The sequence below is a fragment of the Lacipirellula sp. genome, from assembly GCF_965279485.1.
Lineage (GTDB): Bacteria > Planctomycetota > Planctomycetia > Pirellulales > Lacipirellulaceae > Lacipirellula.
Map to the genome: position 1 here is coordinate 361,194 of NZ_CBDIIC010000002.1, position 12,874 is coordinate 374,067.

Sequence of the window (12,874 nt, forward strand, 5' to 3'; positions counted from 1 at the left end):
CTAGGCGGCCATCCCCATCGCGCGACGCGGCGGTAGTTCGATCGTGAACGCGGCGCCCCCTTCGGGGCAGTTCATCGCCGTGACGCGGCCGCCGTGGGCTTCAACGATGCGGTTAACGATCGAAAGCCCCAGGCCGGTTCCGGTCGCCTTGGTCGTGAAGAACGGGTCGAAAATTTTCCCCTGATTGTCTTCGGGGAGCCCTGGCCCGCTGTCGGCAATTTCGAGTTCCAAGCCGCCGCGACGGAAGTACGAAGTGACGACCAGTTCGCCGCCGCGGGGCATCGCGTCGACGGAGTTAAGCACCAGATTGAGGATCGCCCGCCGCATCATCTCGCGATCGGCCGTGACCAAGGTGTTCGGCGGCACGTCGACCGAGGTTTCAATCCGCTGCGCATCGAGCTGCGGCGCCAGGGAGTCGAGCACTTCCTCAACCAAATCTTGCAGGATGAAGGACCGCCACTGCGGTTCGCGATGAGCGGTAAAACTGAGGAGATCGTTCACGGTTGAATCCAGGGCCGTAAACCCTGCCTCCACTTTGGCCAACACGTCGAGGCTGCCAGAATCGTCCGACAACCTTCTTCTCAGCAGACTCATATACAAATTGACCGGCACCAAGCTGTTGCGCACCTCGTGAGCAACGTGCGACGCCATCCGGCCCAAGTCGGCCAGCCGCGTCTGGCGGGCGAGCTCTTGATCTTTCTTCGCCAACTCGTCGGTGAGCCGCGCCACTTCGCCTTGTAGCGTTTCGTGGGTTTGCTGCAACCGCAACGTGGCGTCGTTCCACGCTTCGAGGATCACGGCGAGACTTGGCTCGTCGGCGATTTCCGCGGCATCATTGCGCGGCAAATCGTTGTGAGCGGCGTCGTCCGGGTCGTCGTCTTCGATGTGGAGTTTTAGGTTTGTCATCGTTGGGCTTCGGTTTTTTTGAGCGGCTCCGGCCGGTCGTTGACCGGCGGCTACCTGGGCATCGTTTGCTTAGCGTGACTGGGCTTGGTAGGCGTCGCGGACGCGCGTTCCGGTAGCGGCGGTTCGTAACTGCGCCGCCACGAGGTCGCGGCGTTCGACCATTTGCTGCTCGCCGGCTTGTTCCATCGCCATCACTTCTTGAATCAGTATGCGGCACGCCTCGGCGTCGGCGGCACAACGGGCGCGGGCCTCGTTTGATTCCCACTGGCGACTTTCCGGCGCTTCCGCGTGGAACGGCTGCAACTGCTGCTCGATCGCTTGCAGGGCGACGATCAGCTGCTGTTTGGCCGCCACCAGTCGCAGCAGGTCGGCCATCTCGCCAGCGGCGATCATTTGCATCTGCCGCGTCCCCAGCTCGCGCAGTTGCGTTAAGCATTTGTGCCGCTTGGAGACCAAGTCGGCCAGCAGTTTGGTGGAAGTGGTTTGCATAACGATACGTTGAATGTTGGTCGGCTTACCTGTCGCTACCAAAGACTCATCTGGTTCAACAAATATTCCCACTGAGTTCGCGTAAAATTGGTTGCCGTGCGGAAGTCGGTCGTCGGCGGCATTTCTTTCAACACGAGCTTCGCCTGATCGAGCGTCACCCGCGCTTTCACCGGTTGATCAAGCCGCCGCCAGCAAGCCGCCGCTTGGAGGAAGCTTTCCATCGCGATCGGATCGCTTTGGTATGAGGTAATCACGTTACCGTACGCCTTCAGCGCCTCTTCGAACCGCCGCAGTTCGAACAACACGGAACCTTGCAGCATGTAGCAGTTCCGCAGCAGCGTCTGCTGCATCGGGTCGCTGGCATCGCCGCCGCCAAGGGTCAGCGTTCGCTGCACGTTGAGGTAGTTCTCGTGCGCTTTGATTAGCAGCTCGGTCATCTGCGTCCGGGCGTTCAGACGCTCGTTTTCGGTTTTCGATTCTGCAAGACGCTTCGCCGGCTCTTCCGCCGCAGCATGGTACGCGCGGCCGATCGTGTAGCGAGCGAGTAGCGTCTCCTTCGCTTCGGGATACCGCTTCACCGCTTCGTCGAGTCGCTTGATCGATTCGTCATACCGCTTTTGCTGGTAGAGCAGCGTGCCCAATTCGAAGAGCGAATCGCGCCACTCGGGGCTCGCGGGCGTGAGGACGTCCTCCACGAGGTTGGTCACTAGCATTTTTTCGGCTTCGGCGGGCTTCTCGAGCTTCTCGTAAGCCCGCGCCGCTTCCAGGCGAGCCTGGTAGGCAACCGGATCGAGCGGGTACATCTCGACGCATTCGCTAAGCGCCTCGACCGCCAAGTCGAACTTCCGCGCCGCTAGTTCCGACTGCCCAAGCCGCAGCAGCGCCAGCGGGTTGCGACGCCGCGACTCGTGATGCAGGTACTCCGCGTAGACCCGTGCTGCATTCGTATAGCTTTGGCCGTTGAAGTAACTTTCAGCCGCGTTCCACAAGTCGTCGACGAATTGCCGCGAGGCAAACCGCAATCGGGCCAACGCTTCGTACGCTCGGCCAGCCTCGCGGAGTTGCTTGCGCCCTTCTAGTCGAAGCGTTTCCGTCCCGAGCGGATCGACCGTCGCTTGCTCAAGCTGACGCTGGCCCCATTGATCGTGCGTGCGGGCTCGCATCTCGGTCGTCAACGTTTCGCCGAACACAGTGTGAAACAAGTCGACGAGCGTTAGCGCCTCCGGATAGAGACGCTGCTCGATGCACTGATCGAACGCTTCCTTCATCCGATCGCGAAGGTCTTCAACTGGCAGCAGCGAATCGTCGTACCCCTCTTGGGCGTCGATCGCGTGTAGCACCAGCTTGTAGTCGACGAGCGCCTTTTCCAAGCGGCCGTTGCGGCGATGATAGTCGGCCGCAGCGAGCGCCGCAGTCAGGCCGGCCGCCGTACCAGGGTAAACCTTGGCGACTTTCGCGTACTCGGCCGCCGCCGCGTCGTGGTCGTTGCTCAACTCAAAGTAACGGGCAATCCACAGAGCCGCCTGTCGCGTCGGCAAGTCGTGGCTCGTGTCGAGTTGCGCCACCTGTTGCAACTGAATTTGCGCACGCTGCAGCAAGTCGGTCCGCTCTCGCGAATCAACTGGCAGCTCTTCGGCGTCATCCAAGTCGATGCGCGCGAGCATCAACACGCGATTCGCCTCTTCCACGCCAGTCGCCTTCAACTGCTGCAACAGCTCACGCGCCGCGGTACGTCGCCCCAGCCTGAGCATTGCCTCTGCGCTAATGAGCGTCGCTCGCTGTCGCTTTTCGTCGGTCAGTTGCTGGTCTGCGAGCACTTCCTCGTTGTGACGCAGTGCAGACTTGAAATCGGGCTCTTTCCCATCGAGGTGCGCGGTGACCAACAGCGCGTGGATCTCGGCCGTCGGCTGCTTCGAGTCGAGGAGCGACTCTTCGAGCACGCGAATAGCGTCTTTCGTCTGGCCACTGCGCACGAGGCTACGGCCGAGCAAGAAATTCGCTTGCCCATGCCGAGTTTCGTCGAGATCGAGTTTGAGAGCTTTCTTTAGGTATCGTGCGGCGATCTCATGCATGGCTCGGCGGCGGCTTGCGGCCGCTTCTTGATCCGCTTCGTTCGCTTTCACGACGCCGAGCACGTAGAGAGCGGATGCAAGTTGCCGCGGACTGGCTGGCTGCTGTTGCATTTGGCCGATCATCGATTTTGCGTCGGCGTACTTACCCTCGTCGAGCGACTTGAGCGCGAGTTGCACATAGTCGCGCTCGACGACTTCCTCGGCCCATTGTTCGAAGAGGCTAAACGCCGCGACGGAGCCGCCGAGCAGCGTGAAAATCGTGAGCGCGGCGATCGCCTTCCGCAGCTTTGAACCGGTCGCCCAGTGGAGCATGCGCGTGAGCCGGCCTTCCGACGAGGCGTGCTCATCGGCCGGCGGCGGCGTTGCGGCGTGTCCGTGCGGGGCTTCCATGCCAGGCTCGCGACAATGGCGAGAATCCGACGCAGCGCGCAGCATGCGACGGTTCTTAGCCGAAACTTGAACAAAATGCCGAGGGCTTGTACAGAAATCGTCGAATCGCTGTCAACCGACGTTCCGCTAGCAACGATTTCCGCTCACGGCGTGCGGCGAGACTGGCCGATCGACATTTGAGGGGCCGGTGGAGAGGAGGTCGTCGATGCGCATCACCATCAACCGCCGCGAAGCGCTGCTGGCGTCGCTAGCGGCTGCGGGCGCCCTGCCATGCGCACGGGCGTTCGCCCAAGAACTGCTGCCGCCTGCCAACGCCGCCGCATCGATTCGGCTCCTCTTCTACAACACGCACCTGCTGCCGACGATTGCCCAGAAGGTGGCTGGCCACCGCGGGCAGGACGACTATCGCACCGCCGCGATCGCCGCGAAGCTTTATCGATACGACCTCATCGGACTGTGCGAAGTTTTTGAATCGCGCCGCCGCAAGGAGATTGTCGAGGTCGTTCAGCGCGACTCGCGCAACACCTTTCATGTGATCGAGCAGCCAAAGCCGTGGGGCCGACACCTCATCGGCAGCGGGCTGATGCTGCTATCACGCTATCCGATTGTCGGCGAGCCGCACTTCATTACCTATCACCATGCGTCGCGCGTCGTGACAAACGGCTGGAAGGCTGACGGATTTGCGGCGAAGGGGGCGATCCATGCCCAATTGCAGGTGCGCGAGCAGCCGGCGGCTCAGCTTGATTGCTTTCTGACGCATCTGGAAAGCATTTCGCCGAAGGCGCGCGGCGAGCAAATCAAAGAACTCGCCGATTTCATCGCTAAACACGCGCATCCCGAGCGACCAGCCATCTTGATCGGCGATCTGAACGTCGCCGCTGATGCTCCAGGCGTGCCCGCAGCGGACGATTCAGAGTACCGCCAGCTGACGAGCAAGCTCGCCTTCGGCGAACAGTACTTCGTCGATCTTTGGCCGGCGTTTCACGACACCGCCGGCGGCACGAACGATGCGCTCGCGAAGGAGCATTGCCGCCGCATTGACTACGCGTTCATCTCGCCGCCGCAACCGACCGGGCTCACGCTGGAACCGACAGCGATTCGCGTCGAACCGTTCCTGGATGCGAAGGTGGAGCAGGGCTCGCTCTCCGATCACGCGGCCCTGGAATGCAACTTCGTGCTGCGCTAGTAGCCGCGGCTCAACGAGTTTTTTGTCGCGAGTACGCGAACCGCTGGAGCGATTCACCGAAAACGCCGCCACTGCTAACGCCGCAAGCGAGCTGGTAGCTCAAACGCACACCGCTCCGGCGGGGGCGTTGCCCCGCGGCTACGGCTGCGGTTACGACACTTTCGCGCCGGCGGTGGAGATGCGCTCCATGATCCAGCGGTCCATGTCCGCCAGCATCGCGGTGGTCAGCTCGTCGTCGCCGGGGTATTGCCGCAGCGCGAGCGAGAAACCGGCCGAGTGCAGCAGACGCAAGTCGCTCACGACTTCCGCTTGCGGATAAACGTCGCTGTCGCGGCAGCTAGCAAGCAAGATTGGCAGGCCGCGGGCTTCCTTGACGCGATTGAGCGGGGCGTTGCTGCGGGGCATGGCGCCGCCGATCGAAATCACGCCGGCGAATTGCTCCGGATAACGGAGAGCCAACCGCAGCGCCATCGTGCCGCCGCTGCCCTGGCCGGCGATGAAGACGCGATTCGAGTGAACATTGAAACGACGCTTCGCGGCTTCGATGCATTCAGAGACGCGTTCGGCGGCTTCGCAGGTCGAATCCGCACAATGCTCCCAGGTGTAGCCGTGGCGACCGGTGTCGGCGCCAACGCCGCGAGCCGCAGCGGCGACGTAATTCCGCACGCTCACATGCGGCATCAACTGACGCAGTTCGCGCTCGCTGCCGCCGTCGTCGTGCAACCAAATGAGCAGCGGGTAAGCGTAGCCGCGCTCGTAGTGGAGCGGGGCGAACAAGGCGTAGTGGGGAGCTGCTGCACGATCGCGTCGCCGCGGGGCGACCTTGGTCGACGTGCTGGGCTGATTGAAATTGAGGTGGGTCTCGAACGGAGAGGAAAGCTGAAAACTCGACGCCTTGGAAGTTTGCAGGCGATTCATAAATCTCTGTCGTCGGGGTCTGGCTGGGACCGTATCGCGGCGGCGTTCTGGTGAACGTCGCGGCCACACGACCAGGGTTTGTAAACGACCGGGCGGCGCGTGTCAATTCCGCCAATATCCGGCCAACGGCAAACCACGCGTGCTAGCGTGATTGATTCGGACTCGCGCGAATAGTTACTCGCACCGATGTGGTGCGAACAGACCATTCGCCATTCGAAGTCGAATCCTTCGACAGATAAATTCGACCTGAGAATCCTGGCCATTTTTGGCCGGGAAGGTAGATCATTCCGAGCGCAGCGAGGAATCTAGCGAGCCAGCTCAAGACGCTAAATTCTTCGCTACGCTCGGAAATGACAACCGTGTCGTTGCAACCGCGCGACTACACCAAGCCCGCCATCACCGTGACGAGCTCTTTCACCGCGTCGACGCTCTTTTGGAACGCCGCCTTCTCGGTTTCTTCGAGCTTCAGCTCCACAATCTTCTCGACGCCATTGGTGCCGAGGATCACCGGCACGCCGACGTAGTAGCCGCCGACGCCGTATTCCTTGTCGCAGTAGGCGGCGCAAGGAATGAGTCGCTTCTTGTCGCGGACGATTGCTTCGACCATCTGCGTCGTCGCAGCGGCCGGAGCGTAATACGCGCTGCCGGTCTTCAGCAGGCTGACGATTTCAGCGCCACCCTTGGCGGTCCGCTCGATGATTTCCTTCAAACGCTCTGGCTTGATGAGCTGCGTGACGGGGATGCCGCCGACGCTCGTGCAGCTTGGCAGCGGCACCATCGTGTCGCCGTGGCCGCCCATCAGTAGGGCCGAGACGTCTTCCACGCTAACGCCGAGTTCCATCGCCAGGAACGTGCGGTAGCGAGCCGTGTCGAGGACGCCAGCCTGGCCGACGACGCGCGACGGCGGGAAGCCAGTCACCTGCAGCGCCCGCTGCACCATCGCGTCGAGCGGGTTGCTCACGACGATGACGACGGCGTTGGGGCTCGTCTTCTTAATTTCGTTGCAGACCGCCGTCATGATCTTGGCGTTCGTGCCAAGCAGATCGTCGCGGCTCATGCCTGGCTTGCGCGGCAGGCCGGCGGTGATGACGACGACGTCGCTGTCTTTGGTCGCTTCGTAGCTGGTGGTGCCGACGACGTTCGCATCGAACATCATCACCGGCGATGACTGCATCAGGTCGAGAGCCTTGCCCTTGGGCATATCCTCGGTTTGCGGAACATCGACCAGGACGATGTCGCCCAGTTCGGCCGCCGCACACCAGTGAGCCGTGGTGGCGCCGACGTTTCCGGCCCCGATGATGCTGATCTTCGCCCGTCGCATGACTCGAACTCCCCCAGTTTCACTAACTTATGATGGCAATGAGCGGGAGAGCGCCTAAACGCCAACCGCCGACGCAAAGTATCGCGCCGCCAACGTTTAGCCGCAAGGGGCTAGAGAGGGAGCCGCGGCTCAACGAGCCGCCGGAGCGAAGAAAGTAGTCGAATGTGCAATGTGGAATGGGGAATCAGGAATGGTGGGATCTGAAACTACCCCATTCAGCATTCCACCTTTTTTCTTGCCGCTCCGGCCGGTCGTTGACCGGCGGCTACTTGCGTGGCTACCGGCGGAGGGGCTGCTCGAGTAGGGCGTACCGCTGGAGGGCCGCCTGCAGCGAGTGGGCGAGGGCAGGGGCTTCCTGCCAGCCGGTGAGGCGGCCTAGCGACGATCCGGCCGGCGAAATGATCTCGAGCGTCGGGTAACCGGCCAATTGCAGCCGCTGGCAAAGCTGCGGCTCCTCGTCGGCATCAACCAGCACGCAAATAAATTGCGTCGCCAGCTGGGCGACCGCCGGGTCGGTGAAGGTCGTTCCCTCCATCTTCCGGCAATAAGTACACCAGTGGGCGGTGAAGAAGACGAGGCACGGCTTGCCACGCTCCGCCGCCACTCGGCGACCAAGGTCCCACCCCTTCACGAAGGTGATCGCTCCGCGCTGCGTCAGCATGCCGGCGTCGAGCTGGATCGGCGCGGGCGTTGACTCGCCGCCGCTGCCGGAGCCGCTGATCGTTTCGATGCATCCCGCCGAGGTGCACAGAATCGCCGCGGCCAGCCACCAGTGCGAACGTTGGGAACGAATCACAGCGTGCGGAACCCACGGGGCAGGGGAGGGGGTGATAGCAGCGTGTATCGCCCCGGCGGAGTGGCTGGCATCAGTGGGGTGCCGGTCGTTCGTTTTGTGACGTGGTGGGCGGCGTTGTGGTTTTGCTGATTGATATAGGTTCGCGCGACGACGGTTGGCCGGAATGCCCGCGACCGCCGGTCGCGGCTTTTTGGGAGATTGGGCAATGCGGTCGCAGTCGCGCGGAACATTAACGTTTCTCAACGATCTGGACAGTTTCTGCACAGATTTCTACTCTCCGCCCCGCGACATCGCTGTGCCAGCATGGTCGCGACTCACACTCTGCGCGAAATGTAACCCCACGCATGGCCTCCGGACCGCTCGCCGCTGTTGACTGGCTCCATCGCCGGCAAGATCTCATCTTGCCGCTCGCGATCATCGCCAGCGTGTTGGTGATTCTGGTTCCGCTGCCGCCCGCGCTGCTTGATATCTTGCTGTCAGCGAACATCGCCCTCTCGGTGATGGTGCTGCTGACGACGATTTACGTTCGCACGCCGCTGGAGTTCAGCATCTTCCCGACGGTGCTGCTCGCGACGACGCTCGCGCGGCTCGTGCTCAATATCGCCACGACGCGTCTCATCCTCACCCACGCCGCGACGCAAAAAGAAGATGCGGCCGGCGAAGTGATTATGGCGTTCGCGAACTTCGTCGCCGGCGAAGGAAGCATCGTCGTCGGCATTATCATCTTCATTATTATCGTCGTCATTCAGTTCGTGGTGATCACGAAAGGCGCCACGCGCATCAGCGAAGTCGGCGCCCGCTTCGCCTTGGACGGCATGCCTGGCAAGCAAATGGCGATCGACGCCGACCTCAACGCTGGCACGATCGACGAAAAAGAAGCGCAACGCCGCCGCGAAGAAATCACCCAGCAAGCCGACTTCTACGGCTCGATGGACGGCGCCAGCAAATTCGTCCGCGGCGACGCCATCGCCGGCATTCTCATCACGCTCATCAACATCTTCGGCGGTCTGGCGATCGGCGTGCTGCAGTACGGCATGCCGTTTAGCGAAGCCGCCACGCTGTTCACGCGGCTGACGATCGGCGATGGCCTCGTCAGTCAGGTGCCGGCGTTCTTGATCTCGCTTGCCGCTGGTTTGCTCACGACTCGTAGCACACAGAAGTCGAACCTGCCCGAGTTGTTCATCACGCAGCTCTTTTCGCGGCCGCAGGCGCTCGCCATCACTGGCGGTTTCTTGCTGATCTTGATCGTCACCGACCTGCCGCGGATGCCGCTCCTCATTCTCGCCGGGTCTTGCATCGGCATCGCGCGGATGATGACGCAAACGGAATCTCGCAACAAAGTCGCGGCCGCCCATACCGCTGCGACGGCGCCGAAGCCTGCCGCAGAGGAGCGGATCGAAGACTACCTCACGATCGACCCGATGGAGATCGAAGTCGGCGTCGGCCTCATTCGGCTCGCCGATCCGAAGCGCGGCGGCGATTTGCTCGAGCGGATTCAACGCGTCCGCCAAAGCGTCGCCAGCGAAATCGGCATCATCATGCCGAAGGTTCGCATCCGTGATAATATGCGACTCGATCCGAACGAGTATCGTATCAAGATCGCCGACATGACGGTGGCGAACGACCGCGTTGAGCCAAACCAATACCTGGCGATCGATTCGGGGCTCACCACTGGCCCGATCGAAGGGATCGCGACGCGCGATCCGGCCTTCGGCGCCGACGCCCGTTGGATTCATCCGTCGCGCAAAGACGAAGCTGAAATGCGGGGCTACACGGTCGTCGAACCGGGCGCCGTCGTCGCGACCCACATGACCGAGGTCTGCCGTCGCCATGCCGACGAAATCCTCACTCGCGACGCGACGAAGCACCTCATCGACGAACTGAAGTCGACGCACCCGACGGTCGTCGCCGAACTGATCCCAAGCGCGATGTCGCTGGCCGAAGTGCAGTCGGTGCTTCACCACTTGCTTCGCGAGCAGGTGCCGATCCGCCAGTTGGGGCTGATCCTCGAAACGCTCGGCGACTACGCGACGCGGACGAAAGATCCGATCCTCCTCTCCGAATACGTTCGCCATCGCTTGGCTCGGCAGATTTGCACGCGTTATCGCAACGCCGAAGGGAAGCTGCACGTCATCGCACTCGACCCTGCGATGGAAGAGCGGATTCGCGCCGGCTTCGATCACAACGAACGCGGCATGTTCATTCGCATGGCGCCGCAAGCGATCGAAGCGACCTGCCAAGCGATCGGGGCGCAGCTGCAAAAGCTCACCGTCGCAGGGCACACGCCGATCGTGCTCGTGAGCCCGCAAATCAGAGCCGCCTTGAAACAAATCACTGAAAACCATATTCCCCAGCTCGTCGTCCTCAGCTTCAACGAAATCACCCGCGACACGCAGGTGATGACGCTGGGCCTCGCGTCCGACCACGCCTAACAGCGTCACCATCACTAGCGAGCCGAGGGGTTGATCCCCTCGGTCAGCAGGCTAAAGCCCATGGACATCAAAACCTTTCGCGCGAAAACGATGCCGCAGGCGCTCGACCTGGTTCGCCAAGAACTTGGTCCCGAGGCGATGGTGCTTCACACGCGCGAGCGGCACGCAAGCTTGCTCGGCCGACTCTTCATCGGCCGCAGCTATGAGATCGCCGCGACGCACGTTGAACGCGAGCCGTCCCCTCCCTCGAAGGGAGGGGCTAGGGGAGGGATTCCCGACGCCACCACGCTCAAATCAGTTGTAACCACTCGCCGCGAAGCTTCCGACACCTACGACCGCCCCCACTCGACTTCCTTTGACGCCGGCCTCGACCTCTCCGCCGGCCCCTCGCCGCTGCTTAACCCGCCGACCGCATCGCCGCAAATCGCCGAGCTCGAATCGCTGCTTACCCAACTCCGTGCCCGCCAAGGCCAGGCGCCGCGTCGGCAATCGCCTCCGGCATTGTTCAACTTGTTCACCGATCTGATCGAAGCTGAAGTCGAGGAATCGGTCGCGAGAGAACTCGTCGACGGTCTTCGCAACGAGCCAGCCTTCGAGCATGCCGATTCCCGTACGGCTCGCCATCGGCTTGCGCAGTTGCTGCAAGGTGACCTCCGCGTCACCGGTCCAATAGATGCGTCGAGCGGTTCCGGCCGCGTCGTGGCACTCGTCGGCCCGACCGGCGTAGGCAAGACGACGACGATCGCCAAACTGGCCGCAAACTATCGCTTGAAGGAAGGCCATCGCGTCGGGCTGATCACGGTCGACACCTACCGCATCGCCGCGGTCGAGCAACTCCGCACGTACGCTGAAATCATCGACCTACCGATGGAGGTCGTCAGCACGCCGCGCGAGATGCGCGAAGCCGTCGCCAAGATGCGGGACTTTGATCTCGTACTGATGGACACCGCCGGCCGCAGCCCGCGCGACGAGGTTCGCATCCGCGAACTGCGCTCGATGCTTGCCGAAGCCGAGCCGGATGAAGTTCACCTGGTGCTCAGCGCTGCCTCAAGCGCTCGCAGCCTCGTCGCCGCCGCAGAAAAGTTTATTCCGGTCGGCGTCACGGCGGCCATCGTCACGAAGATTGACGAGGCAACCGCCCTCGGCAACGTGCTGTCGCTCGCCCGCCGCTGCGATCTGCCGTTCAGCTATCTCACCGACGGGCAGAACGTGCCGGATGACATTAGCGTGGCGGAAGCGCGGACGCTCGCGAACTTGATTCTGAATGTGCCGAGCGTGGCGTGACGCTGGCCCCCGGTTTGAAGAACCGGGGGCTAATGGATCGCAATTTCAGCAACTGACGACTGACCACGGACAACTGACTCCCCGCAAAATGCCCGACCAAGCCGCTCAACTTCGCAAGCTCGTCCGCGTCGCCGCGCAGGCCGATCCGTCGCTCGCGCCGGGCGGACCGATCGTGGCGCTCACGGGCGGTCGCGGCGAGATGGGCGTCACAACGGTCACGTGCCAACTCGCGCGGGAGCTCGCACGGCTCGGCAAGCAGGTCGTCGTGATCGACGCCAACCTCATCGCTCCGGCAGTGGCGCACCACTTCGGCGCCGACCCGCGGCCCGATCGTACGATCGACGCGCTGCTACGCGGCTCGCGCCGCGCTTCCGAGATACTCCTCGACGTCGAAGAGAACATCCGCTTACTTCCCGGCGTTCCTCTCGGCGAATTGGCCCCGCCCTTGGATCGCACGGCCGTCGACCACTTCGCCAGCGAGCTGTTGGCCTTGAGCCAACAGTCCGACGCAATCCTCATCGACGCCGGTAGCGGCATGAACCCCTGGGTCGATCGCCTCTGGCAACTCGCCCGGCAAGTGCTGCTGGTCGCCACGCCCGAATCCGAAGCCTTCCTCGACGCCTACGCCGCGGTGAAGCTTTCACAGCATCATCGCCACAGCGAGAAGGTGCGGCTGCTGCTCAACCGCACGGTCGACGACTGGGAACTCGGCCCGCTAGCAACGCGGTTCGAAGACACCTGCACAAAATTCCTACGGCTCACGCCAAAGTCAGCCGTCGCGCTCCCCGAGTTCCTCCGCAGCCGCAAGCCGCAGCCGCCGGTCAACGACCGGCCGGAGCGAACCGAGCAAGAACACGCCCCGGCACTTCCAGACGAACCATTCCGCCGCGCCACGCGTTTATTAGCAGCGGACCTAGCGGCCGACTTCCGCGTCGCTGCGTTGCGATTGGTGCGGCCCAAGCAGCAAGCTGCTAGCTCGTCGTTGTTTGCAGACGGAAAAGGTCTCTCGCAAAGGCGCTGAGACGCAAAGGCACGCAAAGCAGACGAGCAAAAAGAACTCAGCGATATTCCTCTTCCACA

Annotated in this window: 10 protein-coding genes; 4 read left to right on the forward strand and 6 right to left on the reverse strand. The window is 62.5% G+C overall.

Going from position 1 to position 12,874, the window contains the following annotated elements; genetic code table 11:
• The 3 genes from ACQY7R_RS08970 to ACQY7R_RS08980 all read right to left on the reverse strand — a co-directional run bounded on the left by ACQY7R_RS08970 (position 1) and on the right by ACQY7R_RS08980 (position 3,857).
• On the reverse strand, positions 1-906 hold the full coding sequence (locus tag ACQY7R_RS08970; RefSeq protein WP_428305266.1) for a sensor histidine kinase: 906 nt from the start codon (positions 904-906) through the stop codon (positions 1-3).
• 69 nt (positions 907-975) lie between these two features.
• Positions 976-1,395 (reverse strand): hypothetical protein, encoded by a 420-nt coding sequence (locus ACQY7R_RS08975; protein WP_428305267.1) that lies wholly within the window; start codon positions 1,393-1,395, stop codon positions 976-978.
• A gap of 35 nt (positions 1,396-1,430) precedes the next feature.
• On the reverse strand, positions 1,431-3,857 hold the full coding sequence (locus tag ACQY7R_RS08980) for a tetratricopeptide repeat protein (protein WP_428305268.1): 2,427 nt from the start codon (positions 3,855-3,857) through the stop codon (positions 1,431-1,433).
• A gap of 205 nt (positions 3,858-4,062) precedes the next feature.
• Between ACQY7R_RS08980 and ACQY7R_RS08985 the strand changes: the two genes are divergently transcribed.
• Positions 4,063-5,043 (forward strand): endonuclease/exonuclease/phosphatase family protein, encoded by a 981-nt coding sequence (locus ACQY7R_RS08985; protein ID WP_428305269.1) that lies wholly within the window; start codon positions 4,063-4,065, stop codon positions 5,041-5,043.
• A 150-nt stretch (positions 5,044-5,193) separates the two neighbouring features.
• Here ACQY7R_RS08985 and ACQY7R_RS08990 read toward each other — a convergent pair whose 3' ends face one another.
• From ACQY7R_RS08990 to ACQY7R_RS09000, 3 genes are all read right to left on the reverse strand, one after another.
• Positions 5,194-5,961, reverse strand: coding sequence for an alpha/beta hydrolase (locus ACQY7R_RS08990; protein WP_428305270.1), 768 nt, complete (start codon positions 5,959-5,961; stop codon positions 5,194-5,196).
• Positions 5,962-6,340: 379 nt separating this feature from the next.
• Positions 6,341-7,282: a malate dehydrogenase gene (gene mdh / locus ACQY7R_RS08995; protein ID WP_428305271.1), complete on the reverse strand. Its 942-nt coding sequence runs from the start codon at positions 7,280-7,282 to the stop codon at positions 6,341-6,343.
• Positions 7,283-7,559: 277 nt separating this feature from the next.
• Positions 7,560-8,078 carry a thioredoxin family protein gene (locus ACQY7R_RS09000; RefSeq protein WP_428305272.1) on the reverse strand — a complete coding sequence of 173 codons (519 nt, stop codon included), beginning with the start codon at positions 8,076-8,078 and terminating at the stop codon, positions 7,560-7,562.
• Positions 8,079-8,422: 344 nt separating this feature from the next.
• Here ACQY7R_RS09000 and flhA point away from each other — a divergent pair, with 344 nt between their 5' ends.
• The 3 genes from flhA (at position 8,423) to ACQY7R_RS09015 (ending at position 12,815) form a co-directional block, all read left to right on the forward strand.
• On the forward strand, positions 8,423-10,510 hold the full coding sequence (flhA, locus tag ACQY7R_RS09005; RefSeq protein WP_428305273.1) for a flagellar biosynthesis protein FlhA: 2,088 nt from the start codon (positions 8,423-8,425) through the stop codon (positions 10,508-10,510).
• 60 nt (positions 10,511-10,570) lie between these two features.
• Positions 10,571-11,794 (forward strand): flagellar biosynthesis protein FlhF, encoded by a 1,224-nt coding sequence (gene flhF / locus ACQY7R_RS09010; protein WP_428305274.1) that lies wholly within the window; start codon positions 10,571-10,573, stop codon positions 11,792-11,794.
• A gap of 88 nt (positions 11,795-11,882) precedes the next feature.
• Complete coding sequence (locus ACQY7R_RS09015; RefSeq protein ID WP_428305275.1) at positions 11,883-12,815, forward strand: MinD/ParA family ATP-binding protein; 933 nt, start codon at positions 11,883-11,885, stop codon at positions 12,813-12,815.
• Positions 12,816-12,874: the final 59 nt, after the last annotated feature.